This window comes from Streptomyces sp. NPDC096136, from assembly GCF_044763325.1.
Classification (GTDB): domain Bacteria; phylum Actinomycetota; class Actinomycetes; order Streptomycetales; family Streptomycetaceae; genus Streptomyces.
This window is the reverse complement of record NZ_JBIWFZ010000001.1, coordinates 518,049-534,839: the sequence shown is the minus strand read 5'-3', so window position 1 is coordinate 534,839 and position 16,791 is coordinate 518,049. Positions and strand designations below refer to the sequence as shown.

Below are 16,791 nucleotides of genomic sequence, written 5' to 3'. Positions count from 1 at the left end.
GATCGTCCGGGCGGCCGGGCTCGCGGAGGATCGGGGTGTACCGCACCGACCGGGGGGAACCACCCACATGCACCTCTTCAAGAAGCCCGCGCGCTGGGCCACGGCCGCCGCGTGCGGGCTGCTCGCCCTCGCCGCCCTGCCCGCGGCCCCGGCGAGCGCCGCCGCGAAGGACGCCGCGCCCGCCGCGCCGGCCCGGTACGCGCAGCAGCGGCTCGACTGGCAGCCCTGCCAGTCCGGCGCTCTGGAGTGCGCCGCCATGACGGTGCCGCGCGACTGGTACCACCCCGGCGCGGGCGCGGACCTGACCGTGGCGGTGTCCCGGCACCGGGCCTCGGATCCGGCCGCGCGCCGGGGCGTGCTGATGATGGCGGCCGGCGGGCCGGGCGCCTCGGGCCTGGGCCGGCCGGCGGGGCTGGCGGCGTACTCGCCCAAGCTGGCGGCGGCGTACGACATCGTCGGCTTCGACCAGCGCGGGGTGGGCGCCAGCACGCAGGTGGTCTGCTCCGACCAGGACACCGTGGACGCCCTGTTCACCAGCGGCGACCTGCGCGACCGGTCCCCGCGGGCCGTGGAAGCCACCCTGGACCGCGCGCGGGGCTTCGTACGGGACTGCGAGCGGCAGTCGGGCGGGCTGCTCCCCTACGTCACCACCAACCAGGCCGTCCACGACATGGACCTGTTCCGGTCGCTGCTCGGCGAGTCGAAGATCTCCTACTACGGCCCATCCTACGCCACCTTCCTCGGCGCCTACTACGCCACCGAGTTCCCGCGCCGGGTCGACCGGGTGGTGCTCGACAGCAACATCGGCTTCACCGGCAGCTGGCAGGAGTTCCTGACCGGCCAGCCGATGAGCTTCCAGCGCCGGTTCGAGCAGGACTTCCTGCCCTGGCTCGCCGCGAACGACGCGACCTACCACCAGGGCCGGACCCCGCAGGAGGCGAAGGCGTCGTACGAGCGGCTGCGCGGCGCGCTGGGCGAGCACCCGCTGGACCTGGAGGGGACCCTGGTCACCCCCAACCACCTGGACGCCGCCGCGACGTCCGTCATCTACAGCGGCGACCGCTTCCCCGACCTGGCGATGGTGCTCGGCGTCCTCCAGCACCCGGACGCGGCCCCGCCGGCCGCCCGCAAGGCCCTCGCCGAGAAGCTCAGGCACCCGCTGGGGGCGCAGTTCGCGGCGGACTTCTTCTCCGTGATCTGCCAGGACACCCCCTGGAACCACGACAGCGACTCCTGGGTGCGCCGGAGCGAGGCCGACAGCCGCGCGTATCCGATGGCCGGGGCCCGGGAGCTGACCTTCGCCTCGGTCTGCGCCTCCTGGCCGCGCTCCCGGGCGCCCCGGGTGCAGGTCACCGGGCGGGGACTGCCGTCGATGATGATGCTCAACTCGCTGCACGACCCGGCCACCCACTACGAGGGCGCGCTGCGGGCCCACCGCGAGACGGCCGGGTCCCGGCTGATCACGGTCGGCGGCGGCGACCACGGCGTCTACCAGGCGCACAACCCCTGCGTGGACGCATACGTCGAGGGCTTCCTCGTCGACGGCCGGATGCCGGCCGAGGACGCCTCGTGCGAGGGCAGGCCGCTGCCGGACCCGGCCGCCGGCCGGTAGGCCCGGGCCGTCAGGCCGAGGAGCCGCTGTCGACCACGAGGTCGGTGCCGACGACGGCGCCGGCCTGCGGCGAGGCGAGGTAGAGCACGGCCGCCGCGACCTCCTCGGCCTCCGCGAGCCGGCCGAGGGGGTTCTCGTGCCTGATCCGCTCGACCCGTTCGGCCTCGGTCTCGCCCGGCCGCAGCGACATGGGCGCGGCGGTCGCGCCGGGGCTGACCGCGTTGATGCGGACGCCCTCGCGAATGTGGTCGAGGGCGGCGGCGCGTGTGAGGGCGGCGACGGCCGCCTTCGAGGTGACGTAGGCGGCGGCGTTCGGGATGCGCGCGTGGGCGCCCAGGTTGGAGGAGACGTTGACGATGACACCGCCGCCGTTCTCGCGCATGTGCGCGATCTCGTGCTTCATCGCGAGCCAGACGCCGGTGACGTTGGTGCGCAGCACCGCGTCCCAGTCCTCCTCGGCGATGTCGGCGGCGGGGACGGTGCCCCGCAGGATCCCGGCGTTGTTGACGGCGACGTCGAGCCCGCCGAAGCGGTCCACGGTCGCGCGCACCAGGCCGGCGAGCCGGCCGGAGTCGGTCACGTCGGCGGGGACGGCGGCGGCCGTGCCGCCCGCGGCCGCGATGAGGGCGACGGTCTCCTCCAGCGGGGCCGCGGTCCGTCCCGCGGCGACCACGCGGGCGCCCTCGGCGGCGAAGGCGAGGGCGATCGCGCGGCCGATGCCGGAGCCCGCGCCGGTCACCAGGACGGTCTTGCCGGTGAAGCGGTTCATCTTCGGTGACTCCCTTGAGGGCCGTGGGGCCCATATTGGAACGAACGGTTCAGTATGAGGGCGTACGGAAGCGCACCCCGGAGGGGCTCCCGCGAGCGGTGCGGTCAGTCCAGCAGGGTCAGGGCCTGTTCGGCCGCGTCCCGCACCCGGGCCGGGTCGTCGCAGGCCTTGCCCACGACGCGGACCCCCTGGAGCAGGACCAGCAGCATGCGGGCGAGCGCCCGCGGATCGCGGCCCTCGGGCAGCTCGCCCTGGGCCCGGGCCCGCAGGAGCGCGGAGTGCAGCAGGGTCTCGAAGCGGTCCCAGTCGGCCTCTACCCGGCGGGCGGCGCCACCGTCGTGCGCGGCCAGCTCGGCGGCGGTGTTGGTGACGAAGCAGCCGGCCTGCCGGCGCCCCGGGGCGACCGCCTCCGCGGCGAAGCGGCGGACCACCTCCCGCACGGCGGGCAGCGCCGGGCCCGGCCGCGACAGCTCCGACAGGAGCAGCGGGTTCTGCGTCTCGGCGTAGCGGTCCAGCGCCTTCAGGTAGAGCTCGCGCTTGCTGCCGAAGGTCGCGTAGATGCTGGCGCGCCCGATGCCGAGATGCTCGACGAGGTCCGCGACCGACGTCGCCTCGTACCCGCGGCGCCAGAACAGCTCGAGGGCCGACTGGAGCGCGGCGTCCGGATCGAATTCCTTGGTCCTGGCCACGTCGAAGATCATAAAACGATCTGGAACGATCGGTCAAGAAACATGGGGCGCCGGGACCGCCCGTTCGGCGCGCCGCGCGGGCCCATCCGTGCTGTGCTCGTAGGGAGGGGTGCACACGGCCGCGGACACACTCGGAGAGCCAAGGAGGAACCATGACCAGGAACCTGCGGGCCCGGGACATCATGACCAAGGGTGTGCAGTGCGTCCGGGAGGAGCAGAGCCTGCTGGACGCGGCGCGCATGATGCGCGACCTGAACGTCGGCTGCCTGCCCATCTGCGGGGACGACCAGCGCCTCCAGGGGCTGATCACCGACCGCGACATCGTGATCAAGTGCTGTGCCGAGGGCAAGGACCCGGCCTCGACGAAGGCCGGGGAGCTCGCCGGGACGCTGCACTGGGTGGACGCCGCCAGCAACGCGCAGGAGGCGGTGGACACCATGGAGGTCCACCAGATCAAGCGGCTGCCGGTCATCGACGTCGCCGGCGGCCACCGGCTCATCGGCATGATCACCGAGGCCAACCTGGCGAAGAACCTCTCGGACGCGGAGATCGCCGAGTTCGCGGTCCGCGTCTACGCCGCGAACTGACCGCGGACCGCACGCCGCCCGACCGGCGGCCGCATTCCCCGCCGACCGCCCGTAACCCCCTGCCGACCGCCTCGTTGAAGTAACCGGTCAGCGAAGTGGCGGTGCGCCCGCCGGGCTCCCGGAGCCCGGCGGGCGCATCGTGTGTCGACGAGGGGGAAGCACCGCGTGCGCAGCCGCCGATCACGGCGCACCCCCGCCGCCGTCACCGTGACCGCCGCCGTGGTCTGCGCGCTCACCGCCACCGCCGCGACCGGTGACCAGCCCGCCGGCCCTCCCCCGGCCGCCGCCCGGGCCTTCACCCTCACCGCCGGCGGCGCGGCGGCCGCCCTCACCGCACCGCGCACGGCGGGCTTCAGCATGCTGGCCGTCGCCGCCCCCGCCGGCCGGCCGCCGGCCCCGGGCGGATACCGGGTCCGCACCAGGGCCCGCTCCTCGGGCGCCTGGTCCGCCTGGACGGTGCTGGAGCCCGGGGAGCCCTGGTGGGCCGGGCCCTCCACCGGGGTCGAGGTACGGGCCGCCGGCACGGACGCCCCCCTGACCGCCGGGCTGCGCCTGGACCTGGTCGACCCCGGCCCGGACCCGGCGGCCCGGCCCGGGAGCGGTCCGGCGGCCGGGGCCCTCCCGGCGGTGTACGCGGGCGCGGGCGCGGTCCCCCGCAGCCCCCGGGTCGTGCCGCGCGCCGACTGGGGCGCGGCGCAGGACGGCGGCCCGGTGGTGTACGGCAGGGAGGTCGAGGCCGTGTTCGTCCACCACACCGCCCAGACCAACGCCTACGACTGCGCCGACTCCCCCGCGATCGTGCGCGGGCTCCAGACCCTGCACCGGCGGGCCAACGGCTGGAAGGACCTGGGCTACAACTACGTGGTCGACAAGTGCGGCACGGTCTTCGAGGGCCGGGCGGGCGGCTCCGACCGGCCGGTCACCGGCGCGCACACCCTCGGCTTCAACACCGACACCCTGGGCGTCGCCGTCATCGGTCGGTACACGGACGAGGAGGCCCCGCCCGCCGCCGTGGAGGCCGTCGCCCGGCTCGCGGCCTGGGCCCTGCGCCGGTACGGGCACGACCCGGCCGGCACCGTGACCCTGACCTCCGCCGTCGACAACGGCCGCTTCCGGCGGGGCGAGCGGGTGACCGTGGGGCGCGTCTCCGGGCACCGCGACGTGTTCGCCACCGAGTGCCCCGGGACGGCCCTCCACCGCCGGCTGCCGGCCGTGCGCGCACGGGCCGCGGACCCGCTCGGCGGCCTGCTGCCCGGCTTCGGGGGCCTGCCCGTCTAGCCGTTCGCGACGGACCGTCAGGGCGTCCGCACGGGATGCCCGTTCGCGTCGGTGCGGTCCGCCTGGCTGGAGAACTTGTTCAGGAAGACGTCGTAGCGGCCGTCCGGGCGCTTCGTGAGGGTGGCGCCGTCCTGCCAGGTGCCGTTGTCGGGCCACCACTGGCTGCCGTACGGGTCGCCCTGGTTCTGGTGGACGTCGTGCATCCCGAGCCCGTGGTCGAAGGGCTCGCCGAAGACGAGGATCTCCCGCCCGGGCACCAGGATGGGCTCCAGGGCCTGGGCGGCGTCGAGGTTGGATCCCGAGACCCACGGGCGCGGCGGGTGCAGCCGGTCCAGGAGGGCCTGGAGCCGGGCGGGCGGCCTGCGGACGAAGAGGCAGCCCGGACGGTCCACGAGGGCCGGGTGGCGCAGGTAGTCCAGGGCGCCCGAGCCGGAGGACGGCGAGAGCTCGTGGTAGCCGGGGCCCATGGCCGGCACCGGGTCGAGGATGGAGGCGGCCAGGACGAACACCTTCCACTGGACGCCGGTGGCGGACTGCTTGCTGTCCACGTCGACGGCGCACCGGTAGCGGCCGGCCGGGGCGTCCACCTCCAGGTTGACGTGGAACCAGCGCCCCATGGTGTCGGGCTGGTCGCGGAAGTGGCGGTGCAGCGTCCCGGAGAGCACGCCGTAGGAGTCGAGCGGCATGCGGCCAGTCAACCACCGGCCCGACGGGGAAGCGGGTGACGCGCCGGGGGCGGGCGGGCCGCGGTCGCGGTGGAGGTGGAGGTGGAGGTGCCGGCCCGGTCAGTTCGGGCAGTCGGTGTCCCGGGCGGGGCGGGCGCCGGTGGTCAGGAAGCGGGTGACGGCGCGGTCGCCGCAGGCGTTGCCGTTGCCGAGGTACATGCCGTGGCCTCCCTGCTCGACCCGGACCATCACCGCCCGGCGGCCCAGGGCCTCGCGCATCCGCAGGCTCCCCGCGTACGGGGTCGCGGGGTCCTTGCGGCTCTGGATCATGAGGATGTTCGACGGGCCGTGGTCGGTGATCCGGGTGGGCGGGGTGGCGGGCGGGGTCTTCCAGAAGGAGCAGGGGGTGACGTTGACGGGCATGCCCGCCGTCAGGGGGCGGCGGCCGCGGTCCTCGTCGACCGCGTGCTGGAGGTCGGCGGCGGGCGGGTTCGGCCAGGCCACGTCGTTGCAGACGACCGCGAGGAGCTGCGAGGCCTCCGCGTCGGGCAGTGGCTGGGCCAGCTCCGGCGGGAGGACGGGGGTGGCCTGCGGGTCCCGCAGCGACAGGAGCAGCCGGGCGAGGCCGGGGAAGGCGGAGTCGCGGTAGAGGGCGTTCTGGAGGGCCTGGCGCAGGTCGTTGCCGGTCAGGGGCGTCCCCGGGGTGGTGGACGGGCGCGGGGACCGGTCCAGGGCGTCGGCGAGGGAGAGGACGAGGGGCCGCACCTCCTCCGGGCTCCCGGCCAGGCGCAGGCCCTCGCGGTCGCGGTCGGGGTGGGAGGCCCAGGCGGCGAAGTCGGGGAAGCGGTCTTCGGCGCCCCGGCCCATGTTGGCGAGCCAGCCCCGGGCGACCCGCTCCGGGTCGGGGTCGCCGCTGCTGTCGAGGACCCAGCGGTCGGTGCGGCCCGGGTAGGTCTGGGCGTACACGGCGCCCACGTAGGTCCCGTACGAGACGCCCCAGGCGGAGAGCTTGCGCTCCCCCAGGGCCTCGCGCAGGCGGTCCATGTCGCGGACCTGGTTGGCGGTGCTGAAGCTGCGCAGGACGGGTCCGCCGGCGGTGGCGCAGGCCTCGGCGACGCGCCGGGCGCGGGCGAGGTTGGGGGTGGTGTCGCCGCCGGGGCCGGGCCAGGAGCGCAGGGTGGTGAGCCGGCGGTCCTCGGGGGCGATGCCGCAGGCGGCGGTGGTGCTGCCGCCGACGCCCCGGGGGTCGAGGGCGACGAGGTCGTAGGCGCCGGCGAGTTCCTTCCCGAGGGCGGCGCCCTTCTGCGTCAGGCGCTGCACTCCGGAGCCGCCGGGCCCGCCGGGGATGACGACGAGGGTGCCGCGGCGGGCCTCGGGGCGGTCGCTGCGGATGCGGGAGACGGCCACGCTGATCTGCGGGCCGGCCGGGTCGGCGTAGTCGAGGGGGACGGGCAGGTCGGCGCACTCCTGGGCGGCCGGGCCGTCCGGCTTGGCGCAGGGGCGCCAGTCGAGGCGGGGGGTGCCGGCGCGGGGGCGGTCCGGGGGCTGTGGCGCCGCCGTCGCGGTCGTGGCCGTGGCCACGGCGGTGGCGGTGCAGAGGGCGAGCAGCAGGGCCTTGTTCCGTCGGTTCGTCATGCCGCAAGCCTCGTCGGCCGGGGGCCGGGGGCCCATCCGGCAGCCCGGTGGCCGCCGGGTGGGGTTAACCCCAGGCGTGGGAGGGGGTGTTGCAGCAGGCGTCGCGCTGCATCTGGTGGCGGACGGGGTGCCAGGCGGCCGGAACGGGGGCCGCGGGGACGGCGGGTGCGGGGGGCTCGGGGAAGGAGGCTTCCAGGGCGCTGCGTTCGTGGAGGGTGCCGGCGCGCAGGACGGCGCGGATCCGGACCAGGTCGGCGAAGTCGGTGAAGGGGTCGCCGTCGACGAGGGTGAGGTCGGCGTACTTGCCGGGTTCGACGGTGCCGAGGTGGGTGTCGGCGCCGAAGACGCGGGCGGGGGTGCGGGTCGCGGTGGTGAGGGCCTCGGCCGGGGACAGGCCGTACCGGTGCAGGGCGCGCAGGGCGAGGTGGAGGTGGAGGCCGACGGGGGTGAGGGGGGCGTCGGTGCCCAGGGCGACGCGGCCGCCGCCGGCCAGGACGGCGCGGTAGACGGAGACCTCGCGTTCCAGGGCGGCGAGCTGGTCGGCGCCGGGCGGCTGCCCGGCCGCCGCCCGGATCGCGGACGCGTCCCAGGGCGGCATCAGGGCGGTGACCCGGCGGTCGGCGGCGAGGGAGGGGTCGGACCCGATGAGGGGCCAGGCGGTGAAGGGGGTGGCGATCAGGTCGAAGGCGCCCCCGGTGTACACCTCCAGGGTGTCCTCCTCGGTGTGGCCGCCGGGGGTGGCTCCGTGGCCGTACTCGGCGCGTTCGGTGGCGATCAGATGGGTGGTCAGGTCCTGGCCGGACTGGATGCCGGGGGCGCACAGGTGGGACCCGGCCAGGACACCGAGCCGTTCGTGGGCGAAGCGGGCGGCCCGTTCCATGAGCTCGTAGGGGGCGCGGACGTAGGTCTTGACGAAGTCCCAGTCCAGGGCGGCGGCCCGGGCCAGGGTGCGGGCGAAGCCCTCCGGGGTGCGGTGGGCGCGGCCCATGCTGTAGGCGACGCGGGATCCGTCGAGGAGTTCCCCGCCGGCCAGCAGCCGGGGCGCGGCGAGCCGCCCGGCCCGGATGTCCTCGCGCAGACGGGCCTGTTCGTAGGCGGAGCCGCCCAGGGAGACGGCGGTGGTGACCCCGTAGGCGAGGTGGAGCACGCCCTGGCGGGCGCCGTAGGTGTAGGGGTACGGGTGGACGTGGGAGTCCCACAGGCCGGGCAGGACGGTGCCCGTGGAGGCGTCGACGGTGCGGGCGGCGCGGCGGCCGGGGCGGTGGGGTTCGACGCCGGTGACGCGGCCGCCGCTGACGAGGACGTCGACGTCGGCGCGGGGCGCGGCGCCGGTGCCGTCCCACAGGAGTCCGGCGTGGACGACGGTGTCCACGGGGGCGGGCCGGCGGTGGGTGAGGGCGACGGGCACGGTGCGGGGTGCCGCGCCCGGGCCGCCGTCGGCGTCGAGGGCGAGCAGCCGCAGGCGGCCCGCGGACTGGTAGAGCAGGGTGCGGGAGTCCCCGGACCAGCTCGGGTGGTCGGCGCTCTCGTCGGTGAGGCGGCGGGGCGCCCCGGCGGGGGTGCCGTCGGGGGCGACGGGCAGCAGCCAGAGGGCCGACTCGCTCACGAAGGCCAGGAAGCGTCCGTCGGGCGACCAGACGGGGCCGGAGGCGTAGCGGTCGGAGAGCGAGGTGTGCGGGGCGGGGGCGTACAGGCGGGCGGCGCCGGTGGCGGTGTCGACGATCCGGATCAGGTTGTAGCCCTCGCGGAAGCGGTGGCTGAGGCGGTTGCGGTCGCAGAGCGCGAGGTGGCGGCCGTCGGGCGACCAGCTGGGCGGGCTGGGCAGTCCGCCGCCGCCGAGGGCGGTGGCCAGGGGCTTCTCCTCGCCGGTGGCGAGGTCGCGGACGAGGAGCCGGCCGGAGAGGTCGAGGGCGGCGAGGCGGGTGCCGTCCGGGGAGAGCGATCCGTAGACGCGGCCGGCCGGGGACAGGACGGTCTCCCGGCCGTCGGCGAGTTCCCTGCGGCGTACGGTGTTCAGCCCGTCGCGGTCGTCGGTGTAGAGCAGCGCCCGCCCGTCCGGGGTCCACACCGGGTTCTGGGGGTAGGCGGTGGTCTTCGCCCGGAGGATCCTGCGCGGGGCCCCGCCGGTGACGGGCGCGACCCAGAGGGCGCCGAGCGCGGCGAAGGCCACGCTGCGGCCGTCGGGCGAGAGGGCGGGCAGGTGGATCCCGCGGACGGGCAGGGGCCGTTCGGCCTCCAGGACGTACTCCTTGACCCGGTAGCGGGGGCGGTTCACTTCCAGGGTGGCGTCGAGGGGGATCTCCTCGCCGGTGCGGTCGCGGTGGGGGCGGACGGTGCGGAACCGCCCGTCGAGGGTGACCAGCAGGCGGTCGTCGCCGAGCCAGCGCGGGGGCGCCGGGGCGAGGTCCCCGTCGAGGGGGACCGGGCGGCCGTCGGCCCAGAGGGTCAGGTACTCGGCCTTGCGGGGGCCGGGCATGGCGCAGAGCCAGGCGGTGCGTCCCGCCGGGGAGAGGGCGGGGGCCAGCAGGCTGCCTTCGGCGGCGGTGTGCTCGGTGCGGACGGGGCCGGCGCCGTCGGCGGCGGCCGAGGCGAGGGTGCGGGCGGTGAGGGCCTCGCCCGCGAGGGCGGCGCGGACGAACAGCACGCGGGAGCCGTCGGGGGTGAAGACGGGGTCGAAGTCCTCCCAGGCGCCGCCCTGGTCGGGTCCGTCCTGCCCGGGCAGGCCGGTGAGGCGGCGCAGGCCGCCGTCGCCGAGGGCCACGGTCCAGATCCGGTAGGGGCTGCCCGCCACGGGGTCGCCGCCGCGTTCGGAGCAGAAGGCGAGGGTACGGCCGTCGGGCGACCAGGCGGGGGCGCGGTGGTCGAAGGGGCCGTCGGTGAGGCGGCGCAGGCCCGTGCCGTCGGCGCGCATCACCCAGATGTGGAAGTTCCCGCCGCGGTAGGCGCTCATGGCGACGCGGCCGCCGTCCGGGGAGAGCACGGGGCGGCCGGGTTCCAGGTCGGGCGGGGTGAGCCGGGCCGCCGGGGAGCCGTCGGGCGGCAGGGACCACAAGGCGCCCTGGACCTCGGCGATCACGCGGTCCCCGGCGGCGGTGGCGGTGGCGGCGCCGTTGGTCGCACGGGTGAACCGCAGCCGCACGGGCGCCGCCGGTTCGCCGGGGGCCGGGCCGGGTGCGGGGGCCGGGGCTCCCGCGGCCTCGGCCGGGGGGTGCCCGAGGAGCGCCGCCAGCGCCCCCGCCGAAGCCGCCCCCAGTACCGTCCTGCGCGCCATCCGCATCGCGAACGCCCCTCCCGTCCCCCGGGCCCGCCCGCCGGTCCCGTCGGACGGTCGAACGACCCGGCCCCCGCCGGGGCAACGGGCCCGGACACGGGCTCACCCCGGCGGGCCCATCGGCCGCCGGGGTGAGGATATGCGGGGGGCTGGACGTCAGGAGATGCGCATATTGGCCATCATGCCCATGGCGCCGTGGTCGAACAGGTGGCAGTGGTACACGTAGGTGCCCCGGTAGCCGGTGAAGGTGGCCTGGAGCTTGACGGTCTCGCCCGGCTTGAGCGGGACGGTGTCCTTGAGGCCGGTCTCGGGGCCGGAGGTGACCGGCTGGCCGTTGCGCTCCAGCACCCGGAACTGGACCAGGTGCATGTGGAAGTTGTGCGGGGCGATCTTGTTGGAGTTGTGCACGGTCCAGATCTCGGTGGCACCGTAGGCGATCTCGGTGTCGATCCGGTCCATGTCGTACGTCTTGCCGTTGATGTACGCGCTGCCGCCGGGGGCCTCGTCCATGCGCATGTCGAACTCGCGGTTGACGGTGGCCGTGCCCAGCGGGGGCAGGGTGCGCAGCCGCTCCGGGACGGAGCTGTGGTCCGGGGCGGTGCGGGTGACCCGGAACTGGAGCACCTTGCCGACCACGTCGGCCGACTCGAAGGGGGCGATGTCCTTGTTGCGGAGCTCGATGACGGTGCCGACCGGGTAGCGGGAGAAGTCGATGACCACGTCGGCGCGCTCGCCGGGGCTGATCTTGACGACGTTCGTGCGGTACGGGGCCGGCAGCAGGCCGCCGTCGGTGCCGATCTGCACGAGCTCGGAGTCGTCGGCCAGCGACAGGTCGAAGAAGCGCTGGTTGGAGGTGTTGGTCAGGCGGAAGCGGTACTTGCGGGACGCCACCTCGAAGTACGGCCAGGACCTGCCGTTGGCGAGGATGACGTTGCGCTTCATGAAGTCGCCCATCGCGTAGACGAGTTCACCGTTCTCCAGGAAGCGGGCGTCGCGCAGCGAGATCGGCACGTCGTACTGGCCCGCGGGCAGCGGCAGCCGGCGCTCGGCGTCGTCGGTGAGGATGTAAGTGCCCGTCATCCCCCGGAAGACGTTCTCCGACTCCATGTGGTGGGCGTGGTCGTGGAACCACAGGTTCGCGTGCGGCTGGGTGTTGGGGTACGTGTACGTCTTGGTGCCGCCGCCGGAGGGGATCAGGTCCATCGGGGAGCCGTCGCTGTCCTGCGGGACGTGGGCGCCGTGGAGGTGGATCGAGGCGGGGACGGCGAGGTTGTTGGTCTGCTTGATCACCACGCGGCGGTTGGACTCCGCCTTGATGACCGGGCCCGGGAAGGAGCCGTTGAAGGTGCGCAGCGGGGTGCGCAGCCCCGGCACGATCTCCTTCGTGGCCTCCTTGAGGGTCATCCGGTAGTAGCTGGTGCTGCCGGTGTTGAGGTAGGGCGTCAGGACCGGGGGCAGCGGCATCTTCTGCGCGAACTTGGTTATGCCGGCGGCGTCGAGCTCGGCCGCGGCGGCGCGGGCGGGCTCCTTCGCGGTGGCGTTCACGACGGGCAGCAGCATGCCGCCGGTCCCGACGACGCTGGTGGCCGCCACGCCTGCCTTGAGTGCGGTCCGTCGAGTGATCACTGTTCCCCCGTGGGTACTGGCCCGGCGCCTCGAGTGCCGGTCGATCGGCTGGCCGCACGGATGCGCGGTGGTGGACGAGGAGAGCCTGCGCGAGAGCGGTGGTGCCCCGCTGGTGCGGCTGTGGAGGACCGGTGAAGGGCTCGGCCGAACGGGCGACTTGGCGGAGTGTCTGGCGCGTGATCTGCGGATACGGGACCAACGTGGCGCCCTGGCCGGGGATATTGGATGAATAGCGCCGTCCACGCGCTCTGCCTGGATTTTTGACGGTTCATCACAGTGGAGGCAATGCGTGATGCGCACACGGTCCGTTCTGGCGGCCACCGCCCTGCTCACGACGCTGCTGCACGCCGCGCACGGGACGGCCGCCGCCGGCGGTCCCCCCGACCGGTCGCGGCGGGCGGCCCCGGACCGGCAGGCCGGGCACGACGCCGCCCTGGCCGGGATCAGGGGTGCGGGGAGCGCCGGGGCCCAGGAGTTCAGCACGGCGGCCGGCCGGCTGGACCGGGTGAGCCTGTACCTGGCCAGCGGGGCGGCGACCGGGAGGGTGCGCGTGCAGGTGCGCACCGTCCGGGAGGACCCCGGTTCCGCGGTCGCGGACGCCGCCGTCGACCTGGCCCGGCTGGGCGGGGCCGGGGCGGGCTGGGTGGAGGTCCCACTGGCGGCCGCCGTGCGGCCGGGCGCCCGCTACTGGCTGTTCGCGCAGGCCACGACCGGCGGGGACGAGCCGGTCGTCTGGTACGGGAGGCGCGGGGACGCGGCCGGCGCCCCGGCCGCGTCCCGGTTCGACGGGGCGGCGGGCGGCTGGCGGGAGGGCGGGGGGCGGTTCGCCTTCTACGTGAACCCCACGGGGGCGGAGCGGTGCGGCGAGGCGGAGGCCTGCTACGTCCCCGCCTCCCTGAAGCCGGCCCGTACGGCGGGCCTGCTCACCGACGGGCGCGGGGCGGTGGAGGCGGTCGACCCGGCCTTCGCCGTCGGCGCCCGCTACCTGCCGGGCAGCAACGTGCTGGAGCTGCCGTCCGGGCGGTGGCGCCACCTGCCGGCGGGCGCGGCGAAGTCCCGGGTCGTCGGGGCGCAGGACCCGGGGGCCCTGGCGCAGATCGCCGAGTCCCGGCGCTGGCTGGCCTCGGGGAGGGTCCCGGGCGGGTCCGCGGCCCGGCGCGAGGGCGCCGAGCGGGCGCTGCTGTCGATGCGGGCGCTGCTGCGGCCCAACGGGGCCTTCGCCGCGGCCTGGTACCCGTTCTGGGACTTCTCCTGGCCGCGGGACTCGGCCTTCGCCGCGGCGGCGTTCGCGCACACGGGCCACGACGAGGAGGCGTACCGGATCCTGCGCTACAACGCCGGGACCCAGCGGCCCGACGGCACCTGGGAGGCCCGTACCCGCCTCGACGGGTCGGGTCCGCCGGACAACCGGCAGTGGCAGCTCGACGCCAACGGCTGGGTCCCCTGGGCCGCCTGGCAGTGGTACCGGACGGCGCCCGCGGCGGGCCGGGCGGAGCGGCTGGGCGCCCTGTACCCGGCGATCGCGAAGGCGGCCGACTTCACCGCCGGCTCCCTGGACGCGGAGGGGCTGCCGCCCGCCTCGCCGGACTACTGGGAGCTGCCGACCGCGACCGCCAACATCGGCACCGCCGCCCCGCTGCTGGCCGGGCTGAACGCCGCCGCGGACCTCGCGCGGGAGCGGGGGCGGGACGCGGACGCCGTGCGCTGGGCGCAGGCGGCCGGGCGGCTGCGGGCGGGCATCGCGAAGCGGTTCGCCCCGCTGGGCTACGCGCGCACGGTCGACGGACTGCACGGCCGCGACAGCGCGGCGGCGTTCATGGCCCCCCCGTTCAACACGGCGCCCGCCGGCCTGGCCCGGGCGCTGGACGACACGTTCCGCGAGCTGCGGCGGCCCAACGGCGGACTGGTGCCGGGCAGCGACCCCGGCGCCCCCTGGGGGAACATCTCCTGGACGGCGAGCACCTCGTTCTTCGCCCTGGCCTGGACCTCCTCGGGCGAGCGGGCGAAGGGCGGCGCGGTGCTCGACTGGGTGCTGGGCCAGCGCAACCTCCTCGGCGAGCTGCCCGAGACGGTGGACCCCCAGGGCCTGCCGAAGGCCGTCGTACCGCTCGGCTGGACGGACGCGCTGGTGCTGCTGACCCTGGTCGCGCAGGAGGGCCCGGGGCTGCCGACCCCGCCGCCCGCCCGTACTTGACCTGAGAGTCCAGAATGATGTTGAATGACGATCATGGGAAGGCCGAAGCAGTTCGATCCTGAAGCCGCCGTCGAGCAGGCCATGCAGGTGTTCTGGCGCCAGGGTTACGCCGCCACCACGCCGCAGGACCTGGTCGACGCGCTCGGCATCGGCAAGGGCAGCCTGTACCACGCCTTCGGCAGCAAGCACGCCCTGTTCGAGCTGGCCCTGCGCCGCTACCGCGACAGCCAGGCGCTGGCCGTGATCGAACTGCTGGGCGGGGACGGCCCCGTGAAGGACCGGCTGCGGGCCGCCCTGAGGATGCTCGTCGAGATGGACCTCACGGATCCCGACCGGCGCGGCTGCATGGCGGTCAACACCGCCGCGGAGCTGGCGGGGACCGACGAGGCGGCCTCGGAGCTGGTGCGGCGGATGTTCGACCGCACGGAGGAGGCCCTGCGGGCGCTGGTCGAGGAGGGCCGGCGCTCCGGGGAGATCGCGCCGGAGCGCGACGCGCGCGCCGTCGGGAGCATGCTGCTGAGCACGGCCGTGGGCCTGCGGCTGCTGGCGCGCGTGGCCGAGGGGCCCGAGCGCCTCGCGCTGGTGGTCGAGGCCACCGTCGACTCCCTGTAGGACCCGCCCCGGGGCCCGCCCGGCGAGGGGCGGCTTCCGCCTGCCCATGTTTTGTACCTGTAGCTCAAGAACTGGGGAAACGATGAAGCTCGGACTGCACGACAAGACCGCCGTCGTCACCGGCGCCAGCCGCGGCATAGGCCTCGCCACGGTGCGGGCGCTGGTGGAGGAGGGCGTGCGCGTCGTCGGCGCCGCCCGTACGGTCACGCCGGAACTCGCCGCCTCCGGCGCCCTGGGGGTCGCCGCCGATCTGGGCACCGCCGCCGGAGTGGCCGCCCTCGCGGAGGCCGCGCACGCCGAACTGGGCGGCGTCGACCTGCTCGTGAACAACGTGGGCGGCGGCGACCCGGAGGGCGGGCTCACCGGCTTCCTGGACAGCGACGACGCCCAGTGGGCGCGGTACCTGGACCTCAACCTGATGAGCGCCGTGCGCCTGACCCGCGCCGTCCTGCCCGGCCTGGCCGAGCGGCGCGGGGCCGTCGTCAACGTCTCCTCCGTCTGCGCGCGCCTGCCCGCCACCGGCCCGGTGGCCTACAGCGCGGCCAAGGCGGCTCTGGGCGCGGTCACCAAGTCGCTCGCCGAGGAGTTCGGGCCCCGGGGCGTGCGCGTCAACACCGTCTCCCCCGGTCCCACCCGCACGGCGGTCTGGGAGGACCCGGAGAACTTCGGGGGCCTGGTGGCGCAGGCCGCCGGGATCGGGCACGCCGCCCTGCTGGAAGGGCTCCCGGCGGAGTTCGGCCTCACCACCGGCCGGATGACCGAGGCGCGGGAGGTGGCCGCCGTCATCGTGTTCCTGCTGTCCGACGTCGCCGGCAACGTCACGGGCGCCGACTACGTCGTCGACGGCGGGATGGTCAAGACGGTCTGACGGCGGGCCGGCCCGCCGCGGGGCCGGGGCCCGGGACCGGCGTCCCGGGCCCCGGCCCGCGGGGATGGCCTCCGGTCAGGACGTGTAGTAGTACAGCCACCACTTGTAGTGCTCGTAGGAGCAGCGGTAGCTCTTGTAGTGTCCGTAGCGGCCGGCCGACTCACAGGCCCCCTTGCTGGAATAGGGGCCCTTCTTCCCGGACGACCGGTGGTCCACGACCGAGGCGGCCGAGGAGGTCCCGTGCTGCGGGGCCGCCAGCGCCACCGGGCCGGAGAGGACCACACCCGCGGCCAGGAGCGCGGCCGGGACGATGCGAGCGATCTTCGTGTTCACGGCGGTTCCTTCTTCCTGTTCCTCCGGGCCCGTCCGGCTCCGGAGCACCAACGTACGGAGGCCCGGGTCCCGGGCACATGGTCCCCAGGTCCCGCTCAGGTCCCGGCCGTACGCGGGAGCACCGCCCCGACGGCGGTCCCGGTACCCGAGGCGACCAGGGCGAAGGTCCCGCCGAGCTCCTCGGCGCGCTCGGCCATCGAGCGCAGCCCCACGCCGCGGGCCCCCCGCCCGCCGCCTCCGGGGACGCCGGCCCCGTCGTCGCGCACCTCCACCGTCACCGCCTCCGGGGTCGGCACCACGGCGGCGTGGGCGTGGCCGCCCCGCGCGGGCCGGACCACGTGGTGGAGGGCCTCCGAGGCGATCCGGTACAGGGCCACCTCCACCGCCGCCGGCAGGCCCGGGAAGGGCTCGGGGGCGAGGCTGACGGTGGTGCGCAGGGTGCGTCCCAGGTGTTCGGCGAGCCGGCGCGGGGCCCGGGGCAGGTCGGCGCCGTCCAGGGCGGCGGGGGCCGGGCCGCCGGTGTTGCGGGACGTGGTCCGCGGCGCGGTGGAGCCTGAGGTGCTCCGGTGCCGGGTGGTGCAGGTGGGTGAAGGTGACCACGCCCCAGGTGATCGCGGAGACCATGGTGAGGACGCAGACCGCGTGCGCGGGC

14 protein-coding genes are annotated in these 16,791 nt (G+C 75.7%); 6 read left to right on the top strand and 8 right to left on the bottom strand.

Annotated features, from left to right (window positions below; translation table 11 throughout):
* Window positions 1–67: 67 nt before the first annotated feature.
* Window positions 68–1,612, top strand: coding sequence for an alpha/beta hydrolase (locus tag ACIRBY_RS02350; protein ID WP_403894814.1), 1,545 nt, complete (start codon window positions 68–70; stop codon window positions 1,610–1,612).
* A gap of 10 nt (window positions 1,613–1,622) precedes the next feature.
* Here the strand turns inward: ACIRBY_RS02350 and ACIRBY_RS02345 are convergent, their stop codons facing one another.
* Window positions 1,623–2,381 (bottom strand): SDR family NAD(P)-dependent oxidoreductase, encoded by a 759-nt coding sequence (locus ACIRBY_RS02345; RefSeq protein WP_403894811.1) that lies wholly within the window; start codon window positions 2,379–2,381, stop codon window positions 1,623–1,625.
* Window positions 2,382–2,485: 104 nt separating this feature from the next.
* A complete protein-coding gene (locus tag ACIRBY_RS02340) occupies window positions 2,486–3,070 on the bottom strand; it encodes a TetR/AcrR family transcriptional regulator (protein ID WP_403894808.1) in 585 nt (194 codons plus the stop codon).
* A gap of 152 nt (window positions 3,071–3,222) precedes the next feature.
* Here ACIRBY_RS02340 and ACIRBY_RS02335 point away from each other — a divergent pair, with 152 nt between their 5' ends.
* Window positions 3,223–3,657, top strand: a complete 435-nt coding sequence (locus ACIRBY_RS02335) for a CBS domain-containing protein (protein WP_403894806.1) — start codon at window positions 3,223–3,225, stop codon at window positions 3,655–3,657.
* A gap of 165 nt (window positions 3,658–3,822) precedes the next feature.
* On the top strand, window positions 3,823–4,935 hold the full coding sequence (locus tag ACIRBY_RS02330; RefSeq protein WP_403894804.1) for a peptidoglycan recognition protein: 1,113 nt from the start codon (window positions 3,823–3,825) through the stop codon (window positions 4,933–4,935).
* 17 nt (window positions 4,936–4,952) lie between these two features.
* Here the strand turns inward: ACIRBY_RS02330 and ACIRBY_RS02325 are convergent, their stop codons facing one another.
* From ACIRBY_RS02325 to ACIRBY_RS02310, 4 genes are all read right to left on the bottom strand, one after another.
* Window positions 4,953–5,621 (bottom strand): DUF2278 family protein, encoded by a 669-nt coding sequence (locus tag ACIRBY_RS02325; RefSeq protein ID WP_403894802.1) that lies wholly within the window; start codon window positions 5,619–5,621, stop codon window positions 4,953–4,955.
* Between the two features lie 99 nt (window positions 5,622–5,720).
* Complete coding sequence (locus ACIRBY_RS02320) at window positions 5,721–7,235, bottom strand: alpha/beta hydrolase (RefSeq protein ID WP_403894799.1); 1,515 nt, start codon at window positions 7,233–7,235, stop codon at window positions 5,721–5,723.
* 64 nt (window positions 7,236–7,299) lie between these two features.
* A complete protein-coding gene (locus ACIRBY_RS02315) occupies window positions 7,300–10,512 on the bottom strand; it encodes an amidohydrolase family protein (RefSeq protein WP_403894796.1) in 3,213 nt (1,070 codons plus the stop codon).
* A gap of 150 nt (window positions 10,513–10,662) precedes the next feature.
* On the bottom strand, window positions 10,663–12,099 hold the full coding sequence (locus ACIRBY_RS02310) for a multicopper oxidase family protein (protein ID WP_403894793.1): 1,437 nt from the start codon (window positions 12,097–12,099) through the stop codon (window positions 10,663–10,665).
* Between the two features lie 325 nt (window positions 12,100–12,424).
* On the opposite strand from ACIRBY_RS02310, the gene ACIRBY_RS02305 reads away from it, so the two are divergent.
* The 3 genes from ACIRBY_RS02305 to ACIRBY_RS02295 all read left to right on the top strand — a co-directional run bounded on the left by ACIRBY_RS02305 (window position 12,425) and on the right by ACIRBY_RS02295 (window position 15,806).
* The gene (locus ACIRBY_RS02305) at window positions 12,425–14,326 is read left to right on the top strand and encodes a hypothetical protein (protein WP_403894790.1); all 1,902 of its coding nucleotides are present in this window, start codon (window positions 12,425–12,427) and stop codon (window positions 14,324–14,326) included.
* Window positions 14,327–14,359: 33 nt separating this feature from the next.
* Window positions 14,360–14,938 carry a TetR/AcrR family transcriptional regulator gene (locus tag ACIRBY_RS02300; RefSeq protein ID WP_403895257.1) on the top strand — a complete coding sequence of 193 codons (579 nt, stop codon included), beginning with the start codon at window positions 14,360–14,362 and terminating at the stop codon, window positions 14,936–14,938.
* 82 nt (window positions 14,939–15,020) lie between these two features.
* Window positions 15,021–15,806, top strand: a complete 786-nt coding sequence (locus ACIRBY_RS02295) for an oxidoreductase (RefSeq protein ID WP_403894787.1) — start codon at window positions 15,021–15,023, stop codon at window positions 15,804–15,806.
* 75 nt (window positions 15,807–15,881) lie between these two features.
* Here ACIRBY_RS02295 and ACIRBY_RS02290 read toward each other — a convergent pair whose 3' ends face one another.
* Window positions 15,882–16,139: a hypothetical protein gene (locus ACIRBY_RS02290; RefSeq protein ID WP_403894785.1), complete on the bottom strand. Its 258-nt coding sequence runs from the start codon at window positions 16,137–16,139 to the stop codon at window positions 15,882–15,884.
* 95 nt (window positions 16,140–16,234) lie between these two features.
* Window positions 16,235–16,516 carry an ATP-binding protein gene (locus ACIRBY_RS02285; RefSeq protein WP_403894782.1) on the bottom strand — a complete coding sequence of 94 codons (282 nt, stop codon included), beginning with the start codon at window positions 16,514–16,516 and terminating at the stop codon, window positions 16,235–16,237.
* Window positions 16,517–16,791 lie beyond the last annotated feature (275 nt).